General features: G+C 71.4%; 26 protein-coding genes. 12 read left to right on the forward strand and 14 right to left on the reverse strand.

Annotated elements, in window-relative coordinates:
- Positions 1-44: 44 nt before the first annotated feature.
- A complete protein-coding gene (locus tag ACQEVM_RS32410; protein ID WP_433084915.1) occupies positions 45-998 on the forward strand; it encodes an IS481 family transposase in 954 nt (317 codons plus the stop codon).
- 39 nt (positions 999-1,037) lie between these two features.
- Here the strand turns inward: ACQEVM_RS32410 and ACQEVM_RS32415 are convergent, their stop codons facing one another.
- Entirely contained in the window at positions 1,038-2,342 is a 1,305-nt protein-coding gene (locus ACQEVM_RS32415) for a PH domain-containing protein (RefSeq protein ID WP_433084917.1), read from the reverse strand.
- Positions 2,339-2,830, reverse strand: a complete 492-nt coding sequence (locus ACQEVM_RS32420) for a PH domain-containing protein (protein ID WP_433084919.1) — start codon at positions 2,828-2,830, stop codon at positions 2,339-2,341. Before ACQEVM_RS32420 ends, ACQEVM_RS32415 begins: the two co-directional genes overlap by 4 nt.
- Positions 2,831-2,861: 31 nt before the next feature.
- Here ACQEVM_RS32420 and ACQEVM_RS32425 point away from each other — a divergent pair, with 31 nt between their 5' ends.
- From ACQEVM_RS32425 to ACQEVM_RS32440, 4 genes are all read left to right on the forward strand, one after another.
- Complete coding sequence (locus ACQEVM_RS32425; RefSeq protein WP_433084921.1) at positions 2,862-4,004, forward strand: NADH-quinone oxidoreductase subunit D; 1,143 nt, start codon at positions 2,862-2,864, stop codon at positions 4,002-4,004.
- 45 nt (positions 4,005-4,049) lie between these two features.
- Positions 4,050-4,934 carry an arylamine N-acetyltransferase family protein gene (locus ACQEVM_RS32430; protein WP_433084923.1) on the forward strand — a complete coding sequence of 295 codons (885 nt, stop codon included), beginning with the start codon at positions 4,050-4,052 and terminating at the stop codon, positions 4,932-4,934.
- 42 nt (positions 4,935-4,976) lie between these two features.
- Positions 4,977-5,192, forward strand: a complete 216-nt coding sequence (locus ACQEVM_RS32435) for a hypothetical protein (protein ID WP_267799911.1) — start codon at positions 4,977-4,979, stop codon at positions 5,190-5,192.
- An 85-nt stretch (positions 5,193-5,277) separates the two neighbouring features.
- Positions 5,278-6,540, forward strand: coding sequence for an alpha/beta hydrolase family protein (locus ACQEVM_RS32440; RefSeq protein WP_433084926.1), 1,263 nt, complete (start codon positions 5,278-5,280; stop codon positions 6,538-6,540).
- On the opposite strand, the gene ACQEVM_RS32445 is transcribed toward ACQEVM_RS32440, so the two are convergent.
- From ACQEVM_RS32445 to ACQEVM_RS32460, 4 genes are all read right to left on the reverse strand, one after another.
- Positions 6,537-7,649, reverse strand: a complete 1,113-nt coding sequence (locus ACQEVM_RS32445) for a hypothetical protein (RefSeq protein ID WP_433084928.1) — start codon at positions 7,647-7,649, stop codon at positions 6,537-6,539. The genes ACQEVM_RS32440 and ACQEVM_RS32445 overlap by 4 nt on opposite strands.
- Before the next feature lie 112 nt (positions 7,650-7,761).
- Positions 7,762-8,751 (reverse strand): ABC transporter substrate-binding protein, encoded by a 990-nt coding sequence (locus tag ACQEVM_RS32450; protein ID WP_433084930.1) that lies wholly within the window; start codon positions 8,749-8,751, stop codon positions 7,762-7,764.
- 65 nt (positions 8,752-8,816) lie between these two features.
- Positions 8,817-9,488: an ABC transporter permease gene (locus tag ACQEVM_RS32455; RefSeq protein WP_433084932.1), complete on the reverse strand. Its 672-nt coding sequence runs from the start codon at positions 9,486-9,488 to the stop codon at positions 8,817-8,819.
- A gap of 3 nt (positions 9,489-9,491) precedes the next feature.
- Positions 9,492-10,220, reverse strand: coding sequence for an ABC transporter permease (locus tag ACQEVM_RS32460; RefSeq protein WP_433085518.1), 729 nt, complete (start codon positions 10,218-10,220; stop codon positions 9,492-9,494).
- 168 nt (positions 10,221-10,388) lie between these two features.
- Here ACQEVM_RS32460 and ACQEVM_RS32465 point away from each other — a divergent pair, with 168 nt between their 5' ends.
- Complete coding sequence (locus ACQEVM_RS32465) at positions 10,389-11,360, forward strand: ABC transporter ATP-binding protein (protein ID WP_433084934.1); 972 nt, start codon at positions 10,389-10,391, stop codon at positions 11,358-11,360.
- 88 nt (positions 11,361-11,448) lie between these two features.
- Here ACQEVM_RS32465 and ACQEVM_RS32470 read toward each other — a convergent pair whose 3' ends face one another.
- Entirely contained in the window at positions 11,449-12,558 is a 1,110-nt protein-coding gene (locus tag ACQEVM_RS32470) for an alpha/beta hydrolase (RefSeq protein WP_433084936.1), read from the reverse strand.
- Between the two features lie 153 nt (positions 12,559-12,711).
- Here ACQEVM_RS32470 and ACQEVM_RS32475 point away from each other — a divergent pair, with 153 nt between their 5' ends.
- The 6 genes from ACQEVM_RS32475 to ACQEVM_RS32500 all read left to right on the forward strand — a co-directional run bounded on the left by ACQEVM_RS32475 (position 12,712) and on the right by ACQEVM_RS32500 (position 17,724).
- Positions 12,712-14,562, forward strand: coding sequence for a phosphatidylglycerol lysyltransferase domain-containing protein (locus tag ACQEVM_RS32475; protein ID WP_433084938.1), 1,851 nt, complete (start codon positions 12,712-12,714; stop codon positions 14,560-14,562).
- Between the two features lie 179 nt (positions 14,563-14,741).
- Positions 14,742-15,614 carry a dihydropteroate synthase gene (folP, locus tag ACQEVM_RS32480; protein ID WP_433084940.1) on the forward strand — a complete coding sequence of 291 codons (873 nt, stop codon included), beginning with the start codon at positions 14,742-14,744 and terminating at the stop codon, positions 15,612-15,614.
- Positions 15,615-15,642: 28 nt separating this feature from the next.
- The gene (locus ACQEVM_RS32485; RefSeq protein WP_078998882.1) at positions 15,643-16,086 is read left to right on the forward strand and encodes a nuclear transport factor 2 family protein; all 444 of its coding nucleotides are present in this window, start codon (positions 15,643-15,645) and stop codon (positions 16,084-16,086) included.
- Between the two features lie 130 nt (positions 16,087-16,216).
- Positions 16,217-16,576, forward strand: a complete 360-nt coding sequence (gene folB, locus ACQEVM_RS32490) for a dihydroneopterin aldolase (protein ID WP_053678462.1) — start codon at positions 16,217-16,219, stop codon at positions 16,574-16,576.
- Positions 16,573-17,181, forward strand: a complete 609-nt coding sequence (folK, locus tag ACQEVM_RS32495; RefSeq protein ID WP_433084943.1) for a 2-amino-4-hydroxy-6-hydroxymethyldihydropteridine diphosphokinase — start codon at positions 16,573-16,575, stop codon at positions 17,179-17,181. Before folB ends, folK begins: the two co-directional genes overlap by 4 nt.
- 54 nt (positions 17,182-17,235) lie before the next feature.
- On the forward strand, positions 17,236-17,724 hold the full coding sequence (locus ACQEVM_RS32500; RefSeq protein WP_433084945.1) for a DUF3180 domain-containing protein: 489 nt from the start codon (positions 17,236-17,238) through the stop codon (positions 17,722-17,724).
- A gap of 16 nt (positions 17,725-17,740) precedes the next feature.
- Here ACQEVM_RS32500 and ACQEVM_RS32505 read toward each other — a convergent pair whose 3' ends face one another.
- From ACQEVM_RS32505 to dacB, 7 genes are all read right to left on the reverse strand, one after another.
- Positions 17,741-18,619, reverse strand: a complete 879-nt coding sequence (locus ACQEVM_RS32505; protein WP_433084947.1) for a hypothetical protein — start codon at positions 18,617-18,619, stop codon at positions 17,741-17,743.
- Between the two features lie 170 nt (positions 18,620-18,789).
- Complete coding sequence (folE, locus tag ACQEVM_RS32510) at positions 18,790-19,398, reverse strand: GTP cyclohydrolase I FolE (RefSeq protein WP_053678468.1); 609 nt, start codon at positions 19,396-19,398, stop codon at positions 18,790-18,792.
- A 94-nt stretch (positions 19,399-19,492) separates the two neighbouring features.
- Positions 19,493-21,523, reverse strand: coding sequence for an ATP-dependent zinc metalloprotease FtsH (gene ftsH / locus ACQEVM_RS32515; RefSeq protein ID WP_053678470.1), 2,031 nt, complete (start codon positions 21,521-21,523; stop codon positions 19,493-19,495).
- Positions 21,524-21,773: 250 nt separating this feature from the next.
- Positions 21,774-22,334: a hypoxanthine phosphoribosyltransferase gene (gene hpt / locus ACQEVM_RS32520; protein WP_053678471.1), complete on the reverse strand. Its 561-nt coding sequence runs from the start codon at positions 22,332-22,334 to the stop codon at positions 21,774-21,776.
- A 68-nt stretch (positions 22,335-22,402) separates the two neighbouring features.
- The gene (gene tilS / locus ACQEVM_RS32525) at positions 22,403-23,461 is read right to left on the reverse strand and encodes a tRNA lysidine(34) synthetase TilS (protein ID WP_433084950.1); all 1,059 of its coding nucleotides are present in this window, start codon (positions 23,459-23,461) and stop codon (positions 22,403-22,405) included.
- 338 nt (positions 23,462-23,799) lie between these two features.
- A complete protein-coding gene (locus tag ACQEVM_RS32530; RefSeq protein WP_433084952.1) occupies positions 23,800-24,945 on the reverse strand; it encodes a zinc-dependent metalloprotease in 1,146 nt (381 codons plus the stop codon).
- A gap of 52 nt (positions 24,946-24,997) precedes the next feature.
- Entirely contained in the window at positions 24,998-26,422 is a 1,425-nt protein-coding gene (gene dacB, locus ACQEVM_RS32535; RefSeq protein WP_433084954.1) for a D-alanyl-D-alanine carboxypeptidase/D-alanyl-D-alanine endopeptidase, read from the reverse strand.
- Positions 26,423-26,450 lie beyond the last annotated feature (28 nt).

Genomic DNA, 26,450 nt, shown 5'->3' on the forward strand with positions numbered 1-26,450 from the left:
GGTTCGGTGTGGATTGCGACGTCTACACCGACCGAAAGGCCCTCGTGTCCCACCGTAATGCACCCCTGACCGAGACCGGACGCCTGCGCCTTGCCCGCTGCGTCGTCGAGGACGGCTGGCCGCTACGCCGGGCGGCCGAACGCTTCCAGGTATCACCCACCACCGCCCAGCGGTGGGCCGCCCGCTACCGCCGACAGGGCGAGGCCGGGATGGCCGACCACTCCTCGCGCCCGCACCACAGCCCGAAGCGGACACCCACCCGCACGGAACGCCGGATCATCAAGATCCGTCTCCTGCGCCGGTGGGGACCCGCCCGCATCGCCCACCACCTGCGGCTGGTCCCCTCCACCGTCCACCGCGTCCTGACCCGCTACCGGATCGCCCGACTGACGCACCTGGACCGGACCACCGGCCGCGTCATACGCCGCTACGAACGCGAACGCCCGGGCGAACTGGTCCACGTCGACATCAAAAAGCTCGGCAACATCCCAGACGGCGGCGGCCACAAAGCCCTCGGCCGGCCGGTGGGCCGCAAGAACAGGTCCGGCGTCGGCTACCAGTACATCCACACCGCCGTCGATGACCACTCCCGCCTCGCCTACAGCGAGATCCACGCCGACGAGAAGAAGGAAACCGCCACCGCCTTCTGGCAGCGCGCCCAGGCCTACTACGCCGGCGCCGGGATCACCGTCGAGCGCGTGCTGACCGACAACGGTTCCTGCTACAAGTCCCACGCCTGGCGCGATGTGCTGGCAGCGGCCGGGATCACCCACAAGCGAACCCGGCCCTACCGGCCCCAGACCAACGGCAAGGTCGAACGACTGAACCGGACCCTGCTCGACGAGTGGGCCTACGCCCGCCCCTACCGCTCCGAGCAGGAACGACGCGACGCCTTCCCCCAGTGGCTACACACCTACAATCACCACCGCGGACACACCGCACTCGCAGGCAAACCACCCGCCAGCCGCGTCCCCAACCTCACAGGGCAATACATCTAGGCCCTGTCGTCGAAGTCTCGCCTGGCCCGCGGCGCCCGGTCAGGTCATCCAGCGATCCGGCCGGGCCGCGGCGCGCGAGCTGCGGGAGCGGGCCGCCTGCGCGGGGAGCAGCGCGGCGGCCTCCGCCGAAGGCCGCAGCCGCGCGGTGACGGTGGCGTTCGCGCCGGTGTCCACGTGCAGGTCGGCCACGCCGCGGGCGCGTTCCCAGGGCCCCTGGGTCAGGCGCACGCTCTGCACCTTTGCGTGCGGGACGATCTCCGTGCGGCGGCACAGGCGCCCCCTGCGCGCGGCGAACACGTCCTCGGTCACGGCCAGGCCGTAGCCCTTCCACCACACCGGGACCACCCACCGCGAGCCGGCCTTCGGGGCGGGGTCGAAGGAAAGGGCCCCGAGGTCCACGCCGGGCAGGACCCGCGCGATGACCTCGTACGCGGCGGCCCGCGAGGCCACCGGGACCAGGACGTCGTTCTTCGAGCCGGCCACCGCCAGCTCCACCCGGACCCAGTCGCGCCGGCGCCACAGCACCGGCTCGACGATCCGCACGGTCTGCACCCGCCCCGGCGGCACCGTCTCGTGGGCCCGGTCCAGCAGCCCGTGGTCGATCCGGAGCCCGTCGGGGGATTCGGCGACCGTCCAGTCGTACTCGGTGAGGAACCGGCCCGCCGTACCGGCCCAGACCCCGCCGAGGAACGGCAGCAGGGTGGCCGCCGTGGCCCAGACACTGCCGCTGAACCACCACACCACGACCGGCACGACCAGCCCGGCGACCAGGGCGGCCCAGACGGCGAGGGTCAGCACCAGCGAGACCACCAGGTCCCTCGGCCGGACCCGCAGCAGTCCGCGTTCCGGGGCCTCGCCGAGCGTCACGGCCTCCGCGGGGGCGAAGCCGGCCGCCCGGGCCAGGAGTTCGGCGCGCAGCGCGACGGCGTCCTTCTCCGCGAGGTAGGCCAGCTCGTCCCTGTCCTCGGTGCCGATGACGTCGAGCCGCAGCTTCGCGACCCCGGCGACGCGGGCCGGCAGCGGCCGGGTGACGTCCACGGCCTGGAGCCGGTCGAGGCGGATGTGCGCGGTGCGCCGGAAGATCAGGCCGCTGCGGATGCGCAGTTCGGTGTCGGTGACGGCGTAGTGGGTGAACCACCAGCTCAGGAAGCCGTACGCGCCGAAGACGAGGACCAGCCCGGCCAGGACCAGGAGCCGCAGCAGCCCGGACAGGTCCGCGATCCACGCCCCGGCCCGCTCTCCCTGCTGGGCGACGACGCCGATGGTGGCCGCGATCGGCACCCACGCCCGCAGCAGCGGTGTCAGGAAGTGCAGCCGGCGTTCCGGCGCGGCGGTGTCGCTCACAGCCCGGCCGACTTCGCCTCGCCGAGTACGGACAGCCGGTCGCGGAGCCGTTCGGCCTCGGCCGGGACCAGCCCGGGGATCTTGGCGTCGGTGGCGGCGGCCGCCGTGTGCAGTTGTAGGGAGGCCAGCCCGAAGCGGCGTTCCAGCGGCCCCGAGGTCACCTCGACCAGCTGCATCCGCCCGTACGGCACCACGGTCTGCTCCCGCCACAGGACGCCCCTGCTGATCAGCAGGTCGTCGGCGCGCTCGGCGTACCGCCAGGACCGCCAGTTGCGGCCGAGCAGCACCCAGCCCCAGACCAGCACCCCGAGCCACAGCGTCCCGACGGCGGCCCACGCCGGCCCGGCGGTGAGGCCCAGCACGACCGCCGTGAGTGCCGTGAGCACCGTCATCCAGATCACCAGCAGCAGTCGCCGGAGTGTGAGGAGCCCACCCGGCAGCCCCACCCACTCGGGTCCGCTCGTCCCACCCGTTGTCCCGGTTCCCATGCATACACCCTAGGGCTGAGACAATGCCGCCATGACGGAGACCACGGTCGGTATCGGCGGCGCGGCGGAGAGCACCGACATGGTGCTCAACATCGGTCCGCAGCACCCCTCCACGCACGGCGTGCTGCGCCTGCGCCTCGTCCTGGACGGTGAGCGCATCGTCAGCGCCGAACCGGTGGTCGGCTACATGCACCGGGGCGCCGAGAAGCTCTTCGAGGCCCGCGACTACCGCCAGATCGTGATGCTCGCGAACCGCCACGACTGGCTGTCCGCGTTCTCCAACGAGCTGGGCGTGGTCATGGCCGTCGAGCGGATGCTGGGGATGGAGGTCCCCGAGCGGGCCGTGTGGATGCGGACGTTGCTGGCCGAGCTGAACCGGGTGCTGAACCACCTGATGTTCCTCGGTTCGTACCCGCTGGAGCTGGGCGGGATCACGCCGATCTTCCACGCGTTCCGTGAGCGCGAGGAACTCCAGGCCGTCATGGAGGAGATCTCCGGCGGTCGCATGCACTACATGTTCAACCGGGTCGGCGGCCTCAAGGAGGACCTCCCCGCCGGCTGGCTGGGCCGGGCCCGCGCCGCCGTCGCGGACGTCCGCACCCGCATGGACGTCTACGACAAGCTGGTCCGCGGCAACGAGATCTTCCGCGGCCGCACCCGCGGCGTGGGCGTGCTGTCGGCGGAGGCCGTGCACGCCTACGGGGTGTCCGGCCCGATCGCCCGCGCCTCCGGCGTCGATTTCGACCTGCGCCGCGACGAGCCCTACCTGGCGTACGGCGAGCTCCAGGACGTGCTGAAGGTGGTCACCCGGACCGAGGGCGACTGCCTGGCCCGCTTCGAGGTGCTGCTCGAGCAGACGCACAACGCCCTCGACCTGGCCGTCGCCTGCCTGGACCGGATGGCGGAGCTGGCGCCGGGCCCGATCAACCAGCGGCTGCCCAAGGTGCTGAAGGCGCCCGAGGGGAGCACCTACGCCTGGACGGAGAACCCGCTGGGCGTCAACGGCTACTACCTGGTGTCCAAGGGCGAGAAGACCCCGTACCGGCTGAAGCTGCGCTCGGCGTCCTTCAACAACATCCAGGCGCTGGCCGTGCTGCTGCCCGGACAGTTGGTCGCGGACATGGTGTCGATCCTGGGTTCGCTGTTCTTCGTCGTCGGCGACATCGACAAGTAGTCCTGAACGCGACGGTCCCCGGGCGGCGTTGTCTAGGGTGATCACATGATCTCCGACTTGTGCGTGGACTACCTGCGCCGGCTCGGCGTCGAGCCGGCGGCGCCCTCCGTCGAGGGGCTCTTCGCCCTCCAGCGGGCCCACCTGGAGCGCGTGCCGTACGAGAACATCGACATCCAGCTGGGCCGGCCGCCGGGGATCGACCCCGAGCTGTCGGTGCGCCGGCTCGCGGCGGGCCTGGGCGGCTACTGCTTCCACCTCAACGGCGCCTTCTCCACGCTCCTCGAAGCACTGGGCTACGACGTGACCCGCCATGTCGGCGGCGTGTGCAAGGAGCCCGACGCGCGGGGCGTCAACGGCGACCACCTCGCGTTGGTCGTGCGGGTGGACGGGGCCGCGTTCTTCGTGGACGCCGGGTTGGGCGACGGGCCCCACGAGCCGCTGCCGCTGCGCGCGGGCACCTTCGAACGGGGGCACTTCCGGTACGCGTTGGAGCCGCTCGTCCCGCTCGACGGGGAGGAGCCGGGCTGGACGTACCGGAACCCGGACGGCCCCTTCCCCGTGATGAACTTCCGCTCGGCCCCCGCCACGATGGCCGACTTCGCGGCCGAGCACCTGCGGCTGTCCACCGGGCAGGACTCCGGTTTCGTGCGCACCTTCGCGATGCTGCGGCGCGACGCGCACGGCATCGACGCCCTGCGGGGGCGCGTCCTGAGCCGGATCGACCCCCTCGCGGGGACGACCGACCGGGAGCTGCACACGCCCGAGGAGTTCTTCGACGTGCTGACCGGCGTCTTCGGGCGGTCCCTCGACGAGCTGAGCGCGCGGGACCGGGCGGCCCTGTGGGAGCGGGTCGACCGCGCGCACGAGAAGTGGCGGGAGTCGCGGGAGGAGCCGTCGGCGCGGACCGCGCCCGCGTCGCGGGTGGGCTGACACCGGGCCCGCCTTGTCGGTGCGAGGGTGCAGACTTGGGGCATGTCCCACTCCCCCCGTAGGGCCTGCCCCACCTGCGGCCGCGACTGCGCCGTCACCGCAGGCCGGATCGCCCGCCACGACCCGCCCGCCGGCCGGGGACGCGGCGACCTGGTGTCCTGCCCCGGCTCCCGCGCCCGCGTCGTGCTCGGCGCGTCGGCGCCGACCCTGGACGGCTTCGCCCTGGGCCCGCACCCGGGACAACTCCCGCTGTTCTGAGACGCCCCTGCCGGGGGGTAGCCCCCTCGACTGCCGGGGGAATGCGGGATGTCGGGGATCCTGAGCGGGTCCTAGCGTTCGGGACATGACGACGACCTCGCATCAGAACAAGCGTCGGCTGCGGCGCGGAGCCGCCGCGGTGGCCCTCGCGGCCGTCCTCGGCGTGGCAGCCGCCCCGGCGGCCCTCGCCTCACCCACCGTCGCCGTCCGGGTCCCGGCCGCCCGGGGCGCCCTGATCTCCGTCACCCGGATCGACCTCCTCGACCGCGCCGGCGTCACCACCGAGCTGGGCGCCCTCGGGGTCGACACCGCGGGCGTCCGGTACGGCGTCCGCGCGTACCGCCTCACCTACGCCACCGTCGACCCGCAGGGCCGCCCCACCACGGCCACCGGGCTGCTGGTCCTGCCGCGCGGCGGCCCGGCCCGGCCCGACCTGGTGTCCGACACCCACGGCACCGTCGCCCACCGCGACAGCGCGCCGAGCGGGGGCAAGGGCCACAACCGGCTCACCCCGTACCTGCACGCCTCGGCCGGCCGCGCCGTCGCCGCGCCGGACTACCTCGGCCTCGGCGGCGGCACCGGCCCGCACCCCTACATGGACACCCGCTCCGCCGTCACCGCCACCGTCGACATGCTCAAGGCCTCCCGCACCGCGGCCGACCGACTGGGCCGCCCCGTGACCCGTGACGTGTACGCCACCGGCTTCTCCCAGGGCGGCCAGGTGGCCATGGCCGTCGGCCGCGAACTCTCCGCGGGCCGCGACGGACTGCGGCTGCGCGCCCTGGCCCCGATGGCCGGCCCCCACGACCTGTCGGGGTCCGAGATACCCGGGATCGCGGACGGCCGGGTCGCGCCGCGCACCGCCGTCTTCTACCTCTCGTACTTCCTGACGGCCCAGAACCGGCTCCACCCGCTCTACGAGGACCCGGCCGAGGTGTTCCGCCCGCCCTACGCGCGCATGGTGGAGGACCTGTTCGACGGGACGCACCCGGAGGAGGAGATCGTCGCCGCGCTGCCGGCGACCCCCGGGGAACTGCTCACCCCGGCCTGGGCCGAGAACGTCCGCGCCCCGCGCGGCGCCCTGCGCACCGCCCTGCGGGCCAACGACGGCGCCTGCGACTGGAAGCCGGACGTGCCGGTACGGCTCTACGCGGGCGGCGCCGACACGGACGTGCCGATAGCCAACTCCCGCGCCTGCGCCGCCGACCTGGCCCGCCGCGGGGTCCGGGCGAAGGTCGTCGACCAGGGCCCGGACGCGGACCACTTCACGACGGCCCTCAGGTCGGCCCCCCAGGTGGTGCGCTGGTTCGACGCGCTGCGTCGGGACGGCTCGGGGGCCACCCGCTAGGAGATCGCGGTGCGGAGCCGGACCACGTCGATCGGCTCGGTCTCGTCGTGCTCCGTCAGGTCGATGACCTGGCCCACCGCACGGTGCTCGGGGGTCACCGGCTTGAACTGCGTGTCACCGTCCGCGCGCACGGTCTCCGCCTTGTGCACGGCGAGGACCTCGGCGCCGACCACGTCGGCGAGGTCCTCGTTCTGCACGGCCTCGATCGCCGCACGGGCCTGCTCGGCGTTCTTGGTGCCGAAGAAGTCGAAGCCGCCCTCGACGCGCGAGGCGGACCGCCTCGGGGCGGTGTACGGGGCCACGGTCGCCGCCGGCCGCCGCGCCGGAACGGCGGACGCCCGCTCACCGGCCGCCGTACGGCCGTGTGCCTCGGCGGTGGGGGCCGCACCGGACGTCGTGGCCGGAGCGCCGGCGGGCGAGGCGTCGGGGGTGCGGGCGCCGCCGGGGGGCGGGGTGCGGGGGCCGGGGGTCGGGTCCGCGCCGGATGCCAGGGCCTTGGGGCTCGCCTCGGCCCGCTCCCTGTTCTTGCGCACCAACGCCGCCATCGCCGCGTTGGCGCGGGCGTAGCCGATCGCGGTCGGCGCCCCGGCGACGGTGCGCTCCTGCGACACGGCCGGGAGTTCCTTGGGCGCGCCCGGGCCCGAGGCGGCCTCGATGGCCAGCAGCCGGCGCCCTTCGAGGGCGGTGGCCCGCTCCGTCTCGGCGGTGGCGTACCGGCGCAGCAGCGCGGCGTGCTCGCCGCGCAGGCCCGCGAGTTCGACCCGCTTGGCGCGCAGCTTCGTGTCGAGCCTGGCGCGCAGCATGCGGGCTTCTTCGAGGTCGGATTCGAGCTCGGCTATCCGCTCTTCCGTCTTCCACTCGTCCTTGACCCGTTCTCGGGTCAGTTCGGCCACCCGGCGACCGGCCGAGCGGTCCCAGGAGCGCATGACGACGGCGCCGGCCACGCCCGAGGCGGCCGTGAGGGCCACGAGGAGGCGCCAAGCGGCGCCGCCCTCGGAGCCCGCGAGCAGCCAGGCCGCGCCGGCGCCGGCCACGGAGACACCGGCGACGAGCGTCGGCGTGAGCAGTCGGTGCAGGGGTTCTGGATTGCGGTGGCGTCCACGGGGCATGGCCTGAAATTTACAGGGAGTGGGTGGGGTGTGGGGAAGCCGCCCGGCAATCTCTTGCCGGGCAGTTACCCGTCATTTCCACATCAATCGCGTAACTGATCTTGTTGTGGGGCTACTTCTTCAGCAGACCCTTGGATTCCAGGTACGCCTTGGCCACATCGGCGGGCTTCGCACGCTCCGCGTCCACCTTGCGGTTGAGGTCGACGAGGTCCGCCGTCGTCAGCGCCTTCGTGAGCTTGTCGAGCGCGGCGGCGACCTCCGGGGCGCCCGCGTCCTTGGCGTTGACCACCGGCAGGACGTTGTCGGCGTTCTGGAGCTTCTTGTCGTCCTCCAGCAGGACCAGGCCGAAGGAGTCGAGCGTGGCGTCGGTGGTCGTGGTCAACACCAGCTGGTCCACGCCGTCCTTGACGGCCTGCTTGGCCTGGGGGGTGCCGACGCCCTTGGGGTCGATGCCGGCGACGGAGATCCCGTACGTCTTCTCCAACCCGGGGGCGCAGAAGGGACGGACGGCGCATTCGTCGCCCGCCGCGATCTTCACCTTCAGGCCCGACCTGCCCAGGTCCGAGAGGGTCTTGAGCTTGTTCTTCTCCGCGAACTCCTTGGTCACCGCGAAGGCGTTCTGGTCGACCGCCCCGCCCGCCGGGAGGGCCTTGATGCCGAGCGGCGCCGCGAGCTTCTCCAGCGCCGCCACCGTCGCCGCCGCGTCGCTGGAGGCGACCGGCTTGTCCTTCGGCGCGTCCTTGCCGTTGACCTTGGCGTTGAGGAACTCGGCGAGGGTGGCCGCGTACTCCGGGACGACGTCGATCTCGCCCTTCTCCAGCGAGGGCTCGTACAGCTCACGGTTGTTGACCGTGGTGATCGAGGTGGAGTAGCCGGCGTCCTTCAGGACCTGTGCGTACAGCTCGGCCAGCACGTTGGACTCGGTGAAGCCGGCCGCGCCGACCACCAGCTTGCCCTTGGCGCCCCCGCCCGAGGAGGAGGCCGGAGCGGACGAGCCGCCGTCCTTGGCCTTCTCCAGACTGTCGCCACCGCACGCGGCGAGCGAGACGGTCAGGGCCACCGCGCCCAGTGTCGCGCCGAGAACGCGCGTGGACTTGCTCATGGTTGCTCCTCCAGGGAGTGAGTACAGCGGGAAGGAAAACGAGGGGCACGGACCGGCGGCAGGGCTCAGCGGGACACCGACGGGCGCCGCAGGAGGAACCGGTCGACGGCCACCAGCACGCCCTCCACCAGCAGGGCCAGCAGCGCCACCAGGAGGGCGCCGGCAACCACCTGGGCGGTGTCGAAGGTGTTGAAGCCGGCGGTGATGATCCGGCCCAGACCGCCCTGGCCGACCATGGCCGCGATGGTGGCGGTGGCGATGACCTGGACCGCGCCCGAGCGCAGCCCCGTCATGACGAGCCCGCGCGCGAGCGGCAGCTCCACGCGCAGGAACAGCTGTGCCCCGGACATGCCCATCCCCCTCGCCGCCTCGACCACCGAGCGGTCCACCTCGCGCATACCCACGTACGCGTTGGTCAGCAGCGGCGGAATGGCGAACAGGACGAGCGCGACGATGGTGGGCAGGTACCCCGCGCCGCGCAGCGGCGAGACCATGAACAGGGCCAGCACCGCGAAGACGGGGATCGCCCGGCCGACGTTGGACACGTTCACGGCGAGGGCCCCGCCCTTGCCGAGGTGGCCGAGCCACAGGCCGATCGGCAGCGCCACCGCGCAGGCGACGGCCAGGGCGATCCCGCTGACGTACACGTGCTCGCCGAGCCGGTGCCAGACACCGTTCTCGCCGGCCCAGTTGGCGCCGTCGGCCAGCCAGTCCCAGGCCTCGCCCAGTACGCCCATGGCTCAGACCTCCTTGGCGACGGGTGTCGGAGCCCGCTTGAAGATACGTTTCCTCGGAGCGGACGCCGAGGCCCGGGTCCAGGGGGTGAGCAGTCTCTGGACCCCGAGCAGCAGCAGGTCCGCCACCAGCGCGAGCAGCACGCACAGCACCGAGGCCGTCAGCACCTGGGCCTTGAAGGAGCTGTTCACGGCCGGCGCGATCAGGTTGCCCAGCCCGCCCTTGCCCACGATCGACCCCACGGTCGTCAGCGCGACCGTCGACACGGTGGCGATACGGACCCCCGCGAGCAGCGCCGGCAGCGCCAGCGGCAGTTCGACCTGCCACAGCAGCCGGCCCGAGCCGTACCCCATGCCGCGCGCGGCCTCCCGCACCTCGTCCGGGACCGCTTCCAGGCCGGCCAGCACGTTGCGGACCAGGATGGTCAGCGAGTACAGCACCAGACCGGTCACCACCAGCGTGGCCGAGAGCCCGAAGACCGGCAGCAACAGGGAGAACATGGCGAGCGAGGGAACCGTGTAGAGCAGGGTGGTCAGGCCGAGCACGGGCGCCGCCCAGCCGCGGCCCCGGCGGGCCAGCAGGGCGAGCGGAACGGACACGACGAGCCCGATGACCACCGACAGACCGGTGATCCAGATGTGCTCGACCGTGGCGTCGGTGAGCTCCTGGGAGCGGGAGGTGACGTACTCCCAGCAGATCCAGTCGTTCGCCACCAGACAGCTCTGCCCGGCCAAGCCACTCACCCCCCGCCTCGCTCCGTCAGCCCGCCACCGCACACCCGTGCGACCCGAGGGCCTGGTCAGACCGACCTTAACCCCCACCACCGACAATGGCCGGAATCCTTCGCAGTCGGGCAACATGCCCTTCACACACGGCACCCGCGCGTGAGGAAGGATGGTCCGGTGATCCGATTCGAGCAAGTGACCAAGCGCTACCCCGACGGGACGACGGCCGTCCGGGATCTGACCTTCGAGGTCGCGGAGGGCGAGCTGGTCACCCTGGTCGGCCCCTCCGGCTGCGGCAAGACGACCACGATGAAGATGGTCAACCGGCTGATCGAGCCCACGTCGGGCCGGATCCTGGTGAACGGCGAGGACATCGCCGCCGCCGACCCCGTCGAGCTGCGCCGCCGCATCGGCTACGTCATCCAGCAGGTCGGCCTGTTCCCGCACAAGACGGTGCTGGAGAACACGGCGACCGTGCCGCACCTGCTCGGCACCCCGAAGTCCAAGGCCCGCGCCCGCGCGGCGGAGCTGCTGGAACTGGTCGGCCTCGACCCCGCCGTGCACGGCGGCCGGTACCCGGAGCAGCTCTCCGGCGGGCAGCGCCAGCGGGTCGGCGTGGCCCGGGCCCTGGCCGCCGACCCGCCGGTACTGCTGATGGACGAACCGTTCGGCGCGGTGGACCCGGTGGTCCGCGAGCGGCTCCAGAACGAGTTCCTGACCCTGCAGAGGACCGTCCGCAAGACGATCCTGCTGGTCACCCACGACCTGGAGGAGGCCATCCGGCTCGGGGACCGGATCGCCGTCTACGGAACCGGCACCATCGAGCAGTTCGCGAAGCCTGCCACCGTGCTGGCCGCGCCCGCCACCGACTACGTCGCCTCCTTCGTCGGCACCGACCGGGGGCTCAAGCGCCTCGCGGTCACCCCGGTCGAGACCGCCGACCTCGCGGAACAGGACCCGGAACACGGAAAGGCCCCCGTCGCCACGGTGGCGTTGGGGGCGAGCCTCCGCGAGGCCCTCGCGGCCCTCCTGCAGGAGGACGAGGGCCGCGTCGGGGTCACCGACCCCGACTCCGGCGCGCTGATCGGCGTACTCACCCCGGAGGGCGTGCACCGGGCACTGCGCCGGTCCCGACTCCAGGAGGCCTGACCGGAACGCCCCCGGCCCGACCGGAAGACGGTCGGGCCGGGGGCGTTCCGGGCGCAGGGCGACCATGCCGGATGATCAGGCCCGGCGATCAGGCCTGGATGCGGCCGCTCATCCACGTCAGCATCGGCGGGATCTCGCGCCGCCACGTGTTGAAGTTGTGGCCGCCGCTGTCGAGGATGATCGAGGAGACCCGGTCCGGCCCCTTGACCAGCTTGATGAACTTCCGCGTGTCACCGAGGTTCGGCTCGCCCTTCTCACTGCTGGTGACCAGGAAGGACGTACCGGCCGGCTTCTTGTTCCGCATGCTGTGCAGCACGTCCGCACGCTTCTTCAGCTTGTCGTCGCCGTGGAACAGGTCACCGGTCGTCGGGTCGTCGGGAGCCTCGTAGTACGCGGAGAGGCCGGCGGCGGCACCGAAGGTCTGCGGGTAGTGCGCGGCGATCTTCAGGGCGCAGTAGCCGCCCGTCGAGTTGCCGATGAAGCCCATGTTCTGCGGCTTCTTGCCCACCCGGAACGTGCTCTGGATCGCCTGCGGCAGGTCCTGGCCGAAGAAGGTCTCGGTCTGCGGGCCACCGGGTATGTCGACGCACTCGGTGTCACGCGGCGGCGCGACCGTCGGACGCAGCATCACCAGGATCATCGGCTTCATCTTGCCCGCCTTGGACAGGCTGAAGGCCTTCATCGGGTAGTCGAGCCCTTTGATCAGGTTCTCGGCGGTGCCCGGGTACCCCGTCAGCACGATCGACGCGGGGAAGTTCTGGTCCTTGTACCGCGGCTGGAAGTACTCCGGCGGCAGCCACACGTACCCGGGGCTCGTTATCTTCGACTTCTGCCCGGTTATGGCAACCTTCAGGATCTGACCACCGACCTGAGGCTTCCCGCCGCCGGGGACGTCCAGCTTCTGCTTGTCGACGACCTTGATGTCCTTGCTGCTCATCGAGTGGTCGACGACCTTGCCGATCGACGTCTCCTGACCGAAGAGGTCAGCCCAGGAACCATAGAAGAGGAACGACTTGTTGGCTCCGAGCCCCACCGCCGCGAACAGCGCCAACTGCGTGGCGAGCAGGAGAGCGACCCGGCCCACGTAAGCGCGCCAGGTGCGGCCCGAGAGCCGAGGCCAGAACCACAGCGTGAGCGCGAAGAGCACCACGCCGGCGATGATGGCCAGGACCAGAACCGTATTACTGGTGAGACCCATGAGCAGTCAGTCGTCTTTCTGATGGCAGGACTGGAAATTTCCGACGGAAGAGTGAACCCGCTCCCCGTCGATGTCGTCCTAATGGACGCACCACACCCCGGAGGCTGTTGCGGCCTTCCGGCCACATGATCTCTCGCGGAGCAACGGGAAGCGATGTCTAGCAGGATAGATGGCGATAAGTCGGGACAGGTTCCGAGCGGGGTGCGCCGAATCCTCCGTGGCCCACGGCCGGAGTCGGTACCCGGCCTGGTAGGTACGGCCGTCATGATCGTCGGCCTTCTGGACATCGCGGCAGGAGTCTTCCCGCGATTCCGACACAGCAGGATCCACGCGGTCACCGAGGTGCTCCCCGGCTCCCTCGGCCCGTTCGCCGCCGCCCTCTCCATCAGCGCCGGCGTCCTGCTCCTGCTGCTGGCCCACGGCCTCAAGCGGCACAAGCGGCGCGCCTGGCGCGCCTCCGTCGTCCTGCTCCCCGCCGGAGCGGTGGCGCAGTTCACCTACCGCCACTCCGTCATCGGAGTGATCATCGCGGCGGTGCTCCTCGCCCTGCTCCTGCGCCACCAGAACGAGTTCAAGGCACTGCCGGACCCGCGCAGCCGCTGGAAGGCCCTGGCCAACTTCGTGCTGATGAGCGCCGGCTCCATCGGCCTCGGCCTGGTCATCGTCAACGTCCACCCGGGCAAGGTCGTCGGCAACCCCAGCCTCTACGAGCAGATCAGCCACGTCGTGTACGGCCTCTTCGGCATCGAGGGCCCCGTGGAGTACGCGGGCCGGGTCTCCTGGACCGTCGGCTACTCCCTCGGCGCCCTCGGCATGCTCACCGCGGTCACCACGATCTACCTGGCCTTCCGCCCCGAACACCCGGCCGCGCGCCTCACCGCCGACGACGAGACCAAGCTGCGCGAGCTGCTCTCCAGGCACGGCGGCCGTGACTCCCTCGGCCACTTCGCACTCCGCCGCGACAAGGCCGTCGTCTTCTCCCCCAGCGGCAAGGCCGCCGTCACCTACCGCGTCGTCTCCGGCGTGATGCTCGCCTCCGGCGATCCGGTCGGCGACGTCGAGGCCTGGCCCGGCGCCATCGAACGCTTCATGGAGGAGGCCAAGGCCCACTCCTGGACCCCGGCCGTCATGGGCTGCAGCGAGACCGGGGGCGAGGTCTGGACCCGGGAAACCGGTCTGGACGCCCTGGAGCTGGGTGACGAGGCGATTGTCGATGTCAAAGACTTCTCCCTCTCCGGCCGCGCCATGCGCAATGTCCGCCAGATGGTGAAGCGCATCGAACGCAACGGCTACACCACCAAGGTGCGCCGGGTGAGCGACCTCACCCAACGGGAACTCGAACAGGTCCGCGGCGCCGCCGACGCGTGGCGCGGCACCGACACCGAGCGCGGCTTCTCCATGGCACTCGGCCGGGTCGGCGACCCGGGCGACGGCGACTGCTTCATCGCCACCGCGCACCGCGAGGAGGAGGGCGACACCAGCCCCTTCGGCGACCTGAAGGCCGTCCTGCACTTCGTCCCCTGGGGCAAGGACGGCATGTCGCTGGAGCTGATGCGCCGCGACCGGGCCGCCGACCCCGGCATGAACGAACTCCTGATCGTCGCCTCCCTGGAGGCCGCCCCCGCACTGAAGATCGAGAAGGTCTCCCTGAACTTCGCGATGTTCCGCTCGGCCCTCGCCCGCGGCGAGAAGATCGGCGCCGGCCCGGTACTGCGCATGTGGCGCGGCCTGCTGGTCTTCCTGTCCCGCTGGTTCCAGATCGAGTCCCTGTACAAGTTCAACGCGAAGTTCCGCCCCCGCTGGGAACCCCGCTTCGTCGTCTTCCGGCACACCCGCGACCTGCCCCGCATCGGCTTCGCCGCGATGCAGGCCGAAGGGTTCGTCACGCTGGCACTGCCCCGACTGTTCGCCGCCCGCCGCCGCCCCAAGCCGGTCCGCGCCTGCGCCCACCACCAGATGGCGAAGGTACCGACCCAGGCCGAGCGCGAGGTCCAGGCGGCCTGAGCCCGCCCGGACCCGCCCCGCACCCGGCCCCGCCCGGGACGGCCCCGCCCGGGACGGCCCCGCCCGGGACGGCCCCGCCCCCACCAGGGCGGGGCCGTCCGCGTTCCACGGGGCCCTCGACACAGGGCCGAAACGTCTCGGCGCCCTGTCATATCCAGGTCAGCTCTACTCTTGGACCCATGAACACGAACCACGGGGTCACCGCCAGGGGCCGGGTGACAGGCCTGCCGGAGTGGGATCGCTGCGGGGTCATGGGCGTCGTCAACGTCACCCCCGACTCGTTCTCCGACGGGGGCCGCTGGTTCGACACCACCGCGGCGGTCAAGCGCGGCCTCGACCTCGTCGCGCAGGGCGCCGACCTCGTGGACGTCGGCGGCGAGTCCACCCGCCCCGGCGCCTCCCGCGTCGACGCCGCCGAGGAACTGCGCCGGGTCGTCCCCGTCGTCCGCGGGCTGGCGTCCGAGGGGATCGCCGTCTCCGTCGACACCATGCGCGCCGAGGTCGCCGCCCGGGCCGTCGCCGCCGGCGCCGTACTCGTCAACGACGTCAGCGGCGGGCTCGCCGACCCCGGCATGATCCCGGCCGTCGCCGCCGCCGAGGTGCCGTTCGTGGTCATGCACTGGCGCGGATTCAGCGCCGGCATGAACAACCTGGCCGTGTACGAGGACGTCGTCGCCGAAGTCACCGCCGAACTGCGCGACCGGATCGACGCCGTCGTCGCCGGCGGGATCGCCCCCGAACGGCTCCTCGTCGACCCCGGCCTCGGCTTCGCGAAGAACGCCGAACACGACCTGGCCCTGGTCGCCCACCTGCGCGAGCTGCGGGCCCTGGGCTTCCCGCTGCTGGTCGCCGCCTCGCGGAAGCGTTTCCTCGGCCGGGTCCTGGCAGGCGCCGACGGCGCCGCCCCGCCGCCCGCCCGCGAACGGGACGCCGCCACGGCCGCCGTGTCCGCCATCGCCGCCCACCAGGGCGCCTGGGCGGTACGGGTACACGAGGTACGGGCGACCGCGGACGCGGTTCGGGTGGCCCGTGCGGTGGAAGGGGCACTGTGATCCGTCGTACCGACAAGGAAGGAGCACGGTGAGCCGTACCGACATCGAAGCCGTCGAAGAGGTCAACACGGCCTTCTACGAGGCCATGGAGCAGGGGGACTTCGACGCACTGTCGGCGCTCTGGCTGGAGGACGAGATCTCCTGCGTCCACCCGGGCTGGCCCGTGCTGTCGGGACGGGGCGAGGTCCTGCGCTCCTACGCCCTGATCATGTCCCACACCGAGTACATCCAGTTCTTCCTCACCGACACCAAGGTCACCGTCATAGGCGACACCGCACTCGTCAGCTGCACCGAGAACATCCTCAGCGGCGGCCCCGCCGAGGACGGCGGCGAACTGGGTCCCCTGGTCGGTCAGCTGGTCGTCGCCACGAATGTGTTCCGACGCACACCGGAGGGCTGGCGGCTCTGGTCCCACCACGGTTCACCGGTCCTTACGGACTCCGAAGATGAGGACGAAGAGGACTCCGACTGACCCCAAGGGCGGGGGGCGGCGTACATCGCAGGTAAATTCGAAGGCGGACGACGCCGACCGCACTCGGCGTAGGCCCATGGCCCCGGGAAGTCCCGGGGCGGATGCACCTACGAAAGTTGGAGTGATTCGCGTGGATCGTGTCGCGCTGCGCGGCCTCAAGGCTCGCGGGCACCACGGCGTCTTCCCCCGGGAACGCGAGGAAGGCCAGACCTTCATCGTGGACCTGGTGCTCCACCTCGACACCCGACCCGCGGCAGCCGGAGACGACCTGGCTAAGACCGTGCACTACGGGGTAGTCGCGGAAGAAGTCGTCGATGTGGTCCAGGGAGAGCCCGTCGACCTGATCGAGACGCTCGCCGAGCGAATCGCCCAGCAGTGCCTGAAGCACGAAGCGGTGGCGCAGGTGGAGGTCATCGTCCACAAGCCGGACGCGCCGATCACCGTCCCCTTCGACGACGTGACCATCACGATCACCCGGAGCCGCGCATGAACAACGGACTGAACGCCCAGAGCGACCCCACCGTCCAGCCGGTGCCCGCCTCCGTAGTCGAGGCGGTCGACGCGGCGGACGTCACCCTGTCCAACCCGAAATGGGCCGTGGTCGCGCTGGGCGCGAACCTCGGCAACCGGCTGGAGACCCTCCAGGGCGCCATCGACGCCCTCGGGGACACCCCCGGCCTGCGGGTCAAGGCCGTCTCCCCCGTCTACGAGACCGAGCCCTGGGGCGTCGAGCCCGGCTCGCAGCCCGCGTACTTCAACGCCGTCGTCGCGGTGAAGACCACCCTGCCGCCGTCCTCGCTCCTGGAGCGCGGGCACGCCATCGAGGAGGCCTTCGACCGCGTCCGCGAGGAACGCTGGGGGCCCCGCACCATCGACGTCGACATCGTCGCGTACGCCGACGTGATCTCCGAGGACCCGGTCCTCACCCTCCCGCACCCGCGGGCACACCAGCGCGCCTTCGTACTGGCCCCCTGGCACGACATCGACCCGGAGGCCCAGCTCCCGGGCCGCGGCGCGGTCGCCGGCCTGCTGGCCGGAATCGGCCTCACCGGGGTCACGCCGCGACCCGACCTGGAACTCCACCTCCCCGACTAGTCGTTAGCCTGTTCACTGCCTGACGAATCGGTGCGGAAAGCGGGGAACGGGTACGTGAAGCAACTGAGGCCGGCGGTCCTGGCGGGCATCTTCCTGGTCGCCGGGGTGCTGTCCTGGGCGGGCGCCCGGCTCTGGAACTCCTACGGCACGCTGCCGGGCGTCCCCCTGGCCGCCCCGATCGTGCTCGCGGTCATCGCCGTGGTGCTCTTCGCGACGGCCCTGTCGATGCGCGCCCGGCTCAAGGCCCAGCGCGAGCGCCGCCCCGGGGCCAAGGGCGTGGAGCCCCTGATGGCGGCCCGGGCGGTGGTCTTCGGACAGGCCAGCGCCCTGGTCGCGGCCCTCGTGGCGGGCATGTACGGCGGCGTCGGCGTCTTCCTGCTGACGGACGCCCTCGACGTGCCCGCCCGCCGCGACCAGGCCTGGTACGCGGGCGGCTCGGTCCTGGCGGGCGCGGCGGTCATCGCCGCCGCCCTGTTCCTGGAACGCGTCCTGAAGCTCCCGGAGGACGACGACACCGCCCCCGAGGCCCCGGCACCGGCCTGAGGCCGAGGTCCACCCGTCAGGCCCCGGCCCACACCACGTGCCCGTTCACCAGGAAGTGGGGATGCGGGTCGAGCCGGTAGGTGTAGAGGGTGAAGGGTTTGGCTCCGGTGGCCCTGCGGGGTCGGACCTCGGACACCATCGCCGTCTGGCGCTCCACGAGGTGTACGGGGTGTTCCTCCGCATGGAAGGTGCCCCGCTGCTGCCAGCGGTCGGTGATCACCAGTTGTGACGCCTTCCCGTTCAGCGGCGTGAAGCGGGCTCCGATGATCGTGGCCAGCTCTGCCAGGAAGGGAACGTTGGCGCTGACGACCGTGCGACCGTGCCAGTTCTTGTGCCGGAAGCCATCGCCATCCGCGTATCCGTCCAGGAAGCCTCCGAAGGTGGCGAGGTCTCTCAACACGACGCGGGGAAAGCCCTGGCGCATGTGGTGTGCGTCGCCGCCCACGTACTGCCGTAGGGCGTCCGCCAGGTACGAGGACACCACGCGCACGCGGAATCCGGGAAGGTCACGCTGGAGGAAGCCGGACGGCCTCGTCACGGATTCCAGCTGGGCGGTGAGGCCGGTGGCCGACGTCAGGGACTCGGCGTACATGGCCGCGAAGCCCTTGTCGTTCACGACGAGCGACACGTAGTTCTTGCCGACCGTGCCGTCGGCGCAGGTGGCTCCCACCAAGTAGCCGAAGTCATAGCCGGCCCGAATCACCGGACGGCGCCGACACAGCTTGCGCGGCGGCGTCCACACCACCATGGTTCCTGCCGATTGTGCGGCCGGAATCCACCTGTCACCGGTACGCAGCAGCTGGTCGGGCGCCACCGTGAAGCTCTGCCCGGCCGTGACCACCTCCACGACCTCGCGGGCATTCACGGCCGCGACGCCCAGAACAGCCGTGGGCACCGTCCGGTCACCGTCCAGGGTCCAGAGCCGATCACCGGCACAGAGGCTTCGCGCCCGAGCCACACCGGCGACCCGATTCACGGTCTGGTTGCTTGGCAGCCCGCCCATCCCGCCCCCGATCAGGCCAATCGTCTGATCAACGACGTTATCGGGCAGGTCTGACAATCCGGCTAGGGGGCCATGATCAGGCTCATCGCCTCGTTGCGCGTCGCCGGGTCACGGAGCTGACCGCGGACGGCGGACGTGATGGTCTTCGCTCCCGGCTTGCGAACCCCGCGCATGGTCATGCACATGTGCTCGCACTGGATGACCACGATGACCCCGCGCGGATCCAGGATCTCCATGACGGACTCGGCGATCTGGGTGGTCAACCGTTCCTGCACCTGAGGACGGCGGGCGAACACGTCCACCAGGCGGGCGAGCTTCGACAGTCCGGTGATCTTGCCGTCGGTGGACGGGATGTAGCCGACGTGCGCCACGCCGTGGAAGGGGACCAGATGATGTTCACAGGTACTCATGACCTCGATGTCCTTCACCAGGACCATCTCGTCGTGACCCAGGTCGAAGGTCGTCGTCAGGACGTCCTCCGGGCGCTGCCGCAGACCGGCGAATATCTCCTTGTACGCCCGCGCGACCCGCCCCGGGGTCGCCAGCAGGCCCTCGCGGTCCGGATCCTCGCCGACCGCGATCAGGAGTTCCCGGACGGCCGCCTCGGCGCGCTTCTCGTCGAACTCGCCGATCGTGCCCTCGCCACCGGTCAGGGTCACTGGGTCGGTCATCTCTTCCTCGTTCCTGTCTACGCACACGCGCACGTGAAAGTGCCGCGCCCCCCAGGCTAGAACCTGGGGGGCGCGGCATCCATTCCGGGACTGATCAGGCCTCGGGACGCTCCTCCGGGGAGGGCTCCGGGTCCTTGTCCACCGACACGGCCGGCGTCGCCGCCGAGGTGCCGTTCGCCGAGTTCGTCAGCTGGAGCTCCTTGGGAGAGAGCACCGGCGGACGGGTGGAGGGGGTGCGGCGGGAGGAACCGGTCCACGCGGGGCGGGCCGGACGCTTCACGATGGTGGAGAAGACCTCGGCGATCTGCTCCTTGTTCAGCGTTTCCTTCTCCAGCAGCGCGAGGACGAGGTTGTCGAGGACGTCGCGGTTCTCGACCAGGATCTCCCAGGCCTCGTTGTGCGCGGTCTCGATGAGCTTCTTGACCTCTTCGTCGACCAGCGCCGCGACCTCTTCCGAGTAGTCCCGCGGGTGCGACATCTCGCGCCCGAGGAACGGTTCGGTGTTGTCGCCGCCGAACTTGATCGCACCGAGACGCTCGGTCATGCCGTACTGCGTGACCATCGCGCGGGCCGTTGCGGTGGCCTTCTCGATGTCGTTCGCCGCACCGGTGGTCGGGTCGTGGAAGACCAGTTCCTCGGCCGCGCGCCCGCCCAGCATGTAAGCCAGCTGGTCGAGCATCTCGTTGCGCGTGGTCGAGTACTTGTCCTCGTCGGGCAGGACCATGGTGTAACCCAGGGCCCGACCGCGGGACAAGATGGTGATCTTGTGGACCGGGTCGGAGTTCGGGGAGGCCGCCGCGACCAGGGCGTGTCCGCCCTCGTGGTACGCGGTGATCTTCTTTTCCCGGTCCGACATGATCCGGGTCCGCTTCTGCGGGCCCGCCACGACACGGTCGATCGCCTCGTCCAGCGCGTGGTTGTCGACCAGCTTCTTGTCCGAGCGGGCCGTGAGCAGCGCGGCCTCGTTCAGGACGTTGGAGAGGTCGGCACCCGTGAAGCCGGGCGTGCGACGGGCGACCGCGCCCAGGTCGACGTCCGGGGCGACCGGCTTGCCCTTCTGGTGGACCTTGAGGATCTCCAGACGGCCCTGCATGTCGGGACGGTCGACCGCGATCTGCCGGTCGAAGCGGCCCGGACGCAGCAGCGCCGGGTCGAGGATGTCGGGTCGGTTCGTGGCGGCGATCAGGATGACGCCGCCCTTCACGTCGAAGCCGTCCATCTCGACGAGCAGCTGGTTGAGGGTCTGCTCACGCTCGTCGTGACCGCCGCCGAGGCCCGCACCGCGGTGCCGGCCGACTGCGTCGATCTCGTCGACGAACACGATCGCCGGAGCGTTGGCCTTGGCCTGTTCGAACAGGTCGCGGACACGCGAGGCACCGACACCGACGAACATCTCGACGAAGTCGGAACCGGAGATCGAGTAGAAGGGAACACCGGCCTCGCCCGCGACGGCACGCGCGAGCAGGGTCTTTCCGGTGCCGGGCGGGCCGTAGAGCAGCACACCCTTGGGGATCTTCGCGCCGACCGCCTGGAACTTCGCCGGCTCCTGGAGGAACTCCTTGATCTCGTGGAGTTCCTCGACGGCCTCGTCCGCACCCGCGACATCGGCGAACGTCGTCTTCGGGGTGTCCTTGGTGATGAGCTTGGCCTTGGACTTCCCGAAGTTCATCACCCGGGAGCCACCGCCCTGCATCTGATTCATCAGGAACAGGAAGACGACCACGATGAGGACGAAGGGCAGCAGCGAGAGCAGCACGCTGAGGAACGGGCTGGTCTTGTCCGGGGAGACGGTGTAACCGTCCGGGATCTGACCGGCTTCGTACTTGGTCTGGAGGTTCTGGGCGAGTTGGACGCCCTGGTCCCCGATGTAGTTGGCCTGGAACTTGGTGCCGTCGTTGTCGCCGAGCTTCTGGTCCTTCTTCAGCTCGATCTTGATCATCTGGCTGTCACCGGTGGTGAGCTTGGCGCTCTCCACCTGGCCACTGTTGATCGCCTTGATGACCTCGCTGGTCTCCACCGACTTGTAGCCGCCGCCGGAGCCGACGACGTTCATCAACACGACCACGGCGAGGACGGCCAGCACGATCCACATGACCGGCCCACGGAAGTATCGCTTCACGTCCATCCATACGGGGCGCTAGGCACCCCGTCCCTCCTGCCCGTAGGTAAATGCTGCTGTGAGTAAAGACTGTTCTTCGGAATGTACCCCTGTATTGTCACCCGCGGCCTCGTGGGACGGCTGACAGACCCACCTTCCCCTGCTCCAACGGCGGGAATCGCCTCCAGGTTCCCCAGGTTTCCCTGTCGGTTCCCCGGGAGGGGTCGGGGTGTGTGCCGCGCCCGCGTCGGGACGCGGGCGCGTGCGGCCGTCGGAGTCAGCCGCCGTACACGTGCGGGGCGAGCGTGCCGACGAACGGCAGGTTGCGGTACTTCTCCGCGTAGTCCAGGCCGTATCCGACGACGAACTCGTTCGGGATGTCGAAGCCGACCCACTTCACGTCGATCGCGACCTTGGCGGCCTCGGGCTTGCGCAGCAGCGTGACGACCTGGAGGGACGCGGGTTCGCGCGAGCCCAGGTTCGACAGCAGCCAGGACAGCGTCAGGCCGGAGTCGATGATGTCCTCGACGATCAGGACGTGCTTGCCCTTGATGTCGGTGTCGAGGTCCTTGAGGATCCGGACCACGCCCGAGGACTGGGTCCCGGCGCCGTAGGAGGACACCGCCATCCAGTCCATGGTGAGCGGGGTGGACAAGGCGCGTGCCAGGTCCGCCATCACCATCACCGCGCCCTTGAGCACGCCGACGATGAGCAGGTCCTTGCCCGCGTACTCCGCGTCGATCTTCGCTGCCAGCTCGGCGAGCTTCGCGTCGATCTCTTCCTTGGTGATGAGCACCGACTCGAGGTCGGAACCCATGTCCTTCTCGTCCACCCGCATCACTTTCGTTGTCGGCCGCGACTCCGGAGGTGGGTGCCTCCGGAGGCTCAGCCGCGTTTCAGCACCGATCAGCCCTGCCGAATGACAAGTCTGCCACCCTGCCGCTGGGCCTCGACCCGGCCGGGCAGGTTGATGGCGCCCTGACCGCGCCATCCGGTGATGAGCCGGTCCACTTCCTCGATGTGACGGGCGAAGAGGGAGCCTGCGGGGGAGCCGGCGGCGACCACGGCCCGGCGCAGTACGCGGCGGCGGACGGCGGGGGGCAGCGCGTACAACTTCGCGCACTCCAGGCGGCCGTCCGCGTCGCGGACGCCGGCGTCCGCGTCGGCGGCCCAGGCGTCGAGGGCGTCGGCGTCGTCCCGGGAGAGCTGGGCGGTGCGGGCGAGCGCCTCCACGACCCCCTTGCCCAGCGCCTTCTCCAGGGCGGGCAGTCCCTCGTGGCGCAGTCGGGAGCGCGTGTAGGCGGGGTCGATGTTGTGGGGGTCGTCCCAGACGGGGAGCGACTGGACCATGCAGGCCTTGCGGGCGGTCTGCCGGTCGATCTGCAGGAAGGGGCGACGGTAGCGGTTGGTGCGGCCGGGTCCGCCGGACTTCTCGGCCATGCCGGAGAGGGAGCGGATGCCGGAGCCTCGGGCGAGCCCCAGCAGGACGGTTTCGGCTTGATCGTCCCGGGTGTGGCCGAGCAGTACGGCGGCGGCTCCGAGCCGGTCGGCGGTGGCGTCCAGGGCTCCATAGCGGGCGTCGCGGGCGGCGGCCTCGGGTCCGCCGTCACGGCCGACGCGCACGGCTACGGACTCCACCGGGTCGAGGCGGAGCGCGGTCATGCGGCTGACGACTTCGGCGGCGCGCAGGTCGGAGCCGGCCTGGAGGCCGTGGTCGACGGTGACGCCGCCGGCGCGGATGCCGAGTTTGGGGGCCTCGAAGGCGAGGGCGGAGGCGAGGGCCATGGAGTCGGCGCCGCCGGAGCAGGCGACGAGGACGAGCGGCGGGGTGCCGGGCGCGGTGCGACGGTCGGCGGGGCGGCCGGTCGGGTGTGGCTGGATCGGATCGGTGAGGTCGGTGAGGACGTCGTGGAGTACGCGGCGGACCGCCAGGCGTATCGCCGCGACCGCAGGATGGGGACCCATGTCCGGTGCCCTTCGTGGAGTTCGGATGCCTCGGAGGCGTTGGGGTGGTGCGCAGGGGTGTTCGGTGGTGCCGGTGATCGGCGGGGTTCTCCGCGAGGAGCTTCCGGCGAGCACCGGTTGTCACTCAGAGTGCGTCGATGGTGACAGAACCGAGCCGTTCCCTGAGCATCGCACGCCCTTCCACGGCCCACGGTCCCTCGGACGGGTGACGCTGTTTCCCCCAACGGGACAATTTCAAGCCTGTCGGGCGGGTGAGTCGGGTAAGTGGACCCTTCGGGGCTCCCGGACGCCCGGTGGGCGTTCCCGGTCGCCCCGGGGCGGCCGGGATCGCCCCGGGCTCACTCCGCTGCGCCGTCCTCGTTTCCCCTGCCGTGCACCCGGGCCACCCAGTCCGCGGGCTTGGCGATCTCCGCCTTGGTCGGCAGCGTGTTCGGTGAGGTCCAGACCCGGTTGAAGCCGTCCATGCCGACCTGGCCGACGACCGCGCGGACGAATCGTTCGCCGTCGCGGTACTGGCGGAGTTTGGCGTCGAGACCCAGCAGCTTGCGCAGGGTGGCGTCGAGTCGGCCGGCCCCACTGGCCCGGCGCTGCTGGAACTTCTCCCGGATCTCGGCCACCGAGGGCACCACGTCGGGGCCGACCCCGTCCATGACGAAGTCGGCGTGGCCTTCGAGCAGGGACATGACGGCGGTGAGCCGGCCCAGCACCTCCCGTTGTTCGGGGGTCTGTACCAGCTCGACCAGCGAGCGGCCCTCGTCGCCGCGTTCGGCGTCGGGTCGGGCGCCCGCGAAGGACTGGGCGGCTTCGCGGAGCCGTTCCAGGACGGTCGTCGGGTCCATCTCGGTGGCACCGAGAAACGTCTGGATCTCGCCCTCCAGGTGGGCGCGGAGCCACGGGACGGCCGTGAACTGCGTACGGTGCGTCTCCTCGTGGAGGCAGACCCACAGCCGGAAGTCGTGGGGGGCGACCTCCAGCTCGCGTTCCACGTGCACGATGTTCGGCGCGACGAGCAGCAGTCGGCCGCCGCCGGCGGCGGAGCCCGGCAGGTCGAGGCCCGCGGGCGCGAAGGTCTCGTACTGGCCGAGCACCCGGGAGGCCAGGAAGCTGAGCAGCATGCCCAGCTCGACGCCGGTGACCTTGCCGCCGAACGCGCCGAGCACGGAGCCGCCGGGGGTTCCCTCGCGGCGTTCCTGCATCTTGCCGAGCAGGGGTCCGAGCAGTTCGCGGAAGCCGGCGACGTTGGCCTTGACCCAGCCGACCCGGTCCACGACCAGGACGGGGGTGTCGTGCACCTCGGCGCCGTCGGGCAGCATCCGGGTGAAGTCGCGCACGTGCCGTTCCGAGGTCTTTGCGTGCCGGCGGAGTTCCGCCACCACCGCCCGGGCCTCGTCGCGGCTGACTTCCGGACCCGGCCGGACCAGCCGGGTCGCGGTCGCCACCGCGAGGTTCCAGTCGACCATCTCCACACCACCGATGCTCGTCATGCGTCAACCGTACGTGGACCGGCGCCGCGGCGGATCCCCCCGAAGGGCGCGGTCACGGCCCGGATGTGCCCGCCACGGTGGCGGCCAGCTTGTCGAGGCCCTTCTCGGCGGCGGCGGGGTCGGGGCCGTTCGCCGTCAGGAACGCGAAGGCGAGCAACCGTCCGGACGGGTCCACGACGGTGCCGGCGAGGGCGTTCACCCCGCTCAGCGTGCCGGTCTTGGCGCGGACGAGGCCGGCGGCCGGGGAGTTGCCGGCGTTGCGGGCGCGCAGGGTTCCGGAGAACCCGGCGACGGGCAGGCCGGTGAGGACCGGTCGCAGCTCGGGTCGCTCGGGGTCGGCGGACTTGGCGAGGACGGCGGTGAGCAGGGCGGTGGTGACCCGGTCGGCGCGGGCCAGGCCGCTGCCGTCGGCGAAGCGGGCGCCGGTGACGTCGACGCCGAGGGCGGCGAGCCGGGCGGCGACGGCCTTCTCGGCGCCCTCGAAGCTCGCGGGCTGTCCGGAGGCGATGGCGGTCTGGCGGGCCAGGGCCTCCGCGATGTCGTTGTCGCTGTTGGTCAGCATCCGCTCGACGAGGCCGCCGAGGGGGGTGGACAGGGTGGTGGCGAGCGGCTTGGCCCCGGTGGGGGCCTTGGCTTCGGCGGGGTCGCCGGTGATCTTGATGCCGCGTTCACCGAGGAGGGTGGCGAAGGCGCGGGCGGTGTCCCCGGTGGGGTCCTCGGTGCGGTCGACGGGTCCGGAGACGGAGTCGTCGGGGCGGCCCTCGTCGGCCATGAGGGCGGTGACGGGGGCGATGTTGTCGTTGACGCCGATGGGGTGGCGGGTGGGGCCGCTGTAGAGCGAGTCGTCGTGGCCGAGGGCGACGGTGGTCGTCCCGGCGGCCTTGAGGGCGCGGGCCGTGTCGGCGGCGAGGGCGACGAGGCTGCCGCCGGAGCCCGCCGGTGCCTTCTTCCTGGCGGTGAGGGAGGGGTCGCCGCCGCCCACGAGCACGATCTGCCCGGGTCCGGTGCCGGGGACGACGGTGGTGCGGATCCTGTGCTCGGGGCCCAGGGCGGCGAGGGCGGCGGCGGCCGTGGCGATCTTGACCGTGGAGGCGGGGGTCATGGCCTCGCGCGCGCGGGATTCGAAGAGGACCTGCCCGGTGGCGGTGTCCACCACGGCGGCCGATCGGAGGTCGCCGAGCCCGCGGTCGGCGAGCAGCGGTTCGAGTGCCTCGGCGAGTCCGGGGCCGCCCGCGGTCACCTGTCGGGGTGCCCGGCCGATCCCGGCCAGTACGCCGGGGGCGCTCGGCGCGGCCTGCGGGAGGCCGCCGGCGGCGTGATCTGCGCCACCCGTACGGCTCCAGGAGGCGGCCCTGTCCCGCTCGGCCTTACGCTGGCCGGAGTCCCACGGACCGGCGGCGGCCACCGTCGCCAGCGAGAGGGCGAGGCCGGCCACGGCCGACCCCGCGATGAGCTGCCACGTCTTGTCCAATGGCACCTCGGACCAGCCCCTTTCGCGATCACAC

The organism is Streptomyces sp. CA-243310 (genome assembly GCF_050936775.1).
Classification (GTDB): Bacteria; Actinomycetota; Actinomycetes; order Streptomycetales; family Streptomycetaceae; genus Streptomyces.

Coding starts and splice junctions, on each gene's coding strand:
- ACQEVM_RS32455 (WP_433084932.1), bottom strand. CDS start 9,488: ATGGGCGTACTGGGCGAGGCCTGGGACTGGCTGGCCGACGGCGCCAAC.
- ACQEVM_RS32435 (WP_267799911.1), top strand. CDS start 4,977: ATGTCCCACTCCCCCCGTAGGGCCTGCCCCACCTGCGGCCGCGACTGC.
- tilS (WP_433084950.1), bottom strand. CDS start 23,461: ATGGGTCCCCATCCTGCGGTCGCGGCGATACGCCTGGCGGTCCGCCGC.
- ACQEVM_RS32445 (WP_433084928.1), bottom strand. CDS start 7,649: ATGCCCCGTGGACGCCACCGCAATCCAGAACCCCTGCACCGACTGCTC.
- folE (WP_053678468.1), bottom strand. CDS start 19,398: ATGACCGACCCAGTGACCCTGACCGGTGGCGAGGGCACGATCGGCGAG.
- ACQEVM_RS32440 (WP_433084926.1), top strand. CDS start 5,278: ATGACGACGACCTCGCATCAGAACAAGCGTCGGCTGCGGCGCGGAGCC.
- folK (WP_433084943.1), top strand. CDS start 16,573: ATGAACAACGGACTGAACGCCCAGAGCGACCCCACCGTCCAGCCGGTG.
- ftsH (WP_053678470.1), bottom strand. CDS start 21,523: ATGGACGTGAAGCGATACTTCCGTGGGCCGGTCATGTGGATCGTGCTG.
- ACQEVM_RS32425 (WP_433084921.1), top strand. CDS start 2,862: ATGACGGAGACCACGGTCGGTATCGGCGGCGCGGCGGAGAGCACCGAC.
- ACQEVM_RS32430 (WP_433084923.1), top strand. CDS start 4,050: ATGATCTCCGACTTGTGCGTGGACTACCTGCGCCGGCTCGGCGTCGAG.
- ACQEVM_RS32530 (WP_433084952.1), bottom strand. CDS start 24,945: ATGACGAGCATCGGTGGTGTGGAGATGGTCGACTGGAACCTCGCGGTG.
- ACQEVM_RS32475 (WP_433084938.1), top strand. CDS start 12,712: ATGTCTAGCAGGATAGATGGCGATAAGTCGGGACAGGTTCCGAGCGGG.
- ACQEVM_RS32420 (WP_433084919.1), bottom strand. CDS start 2,830: ATGGGAACCGGGACAACGGGTGGGACGAGCGGACCCGAGTGGGTGGGG.
- hpt (WP_053678471.1), bottom strand. CDS start 22,334: ATGCGGGTGGACGAGAAGGACATGGGTTCCGACCTCGAGTCGGTGCTC.
- ACQEVM_RS32470 (WP_433084936.1), bottom strand. CDS start 12,558: ATGGGTCTCACCAGTAATACGGTTCTGGTCCTGGCCATCATCGCCGGC.
- folP (WP_433084940.1), top strand. CDS start 14,742: ATGAACACGAACCACGGGGTCACCGCCAGGGGCCGGGTGACAGGCCTG.
- ACQEVM_RS32450 (WP_433084930.1), bottom strand. CDS start 8,751: ATGAGCAAGTCCACGCGCGTTCTCGGCGCGACACTGGGCGCGGTGGCC.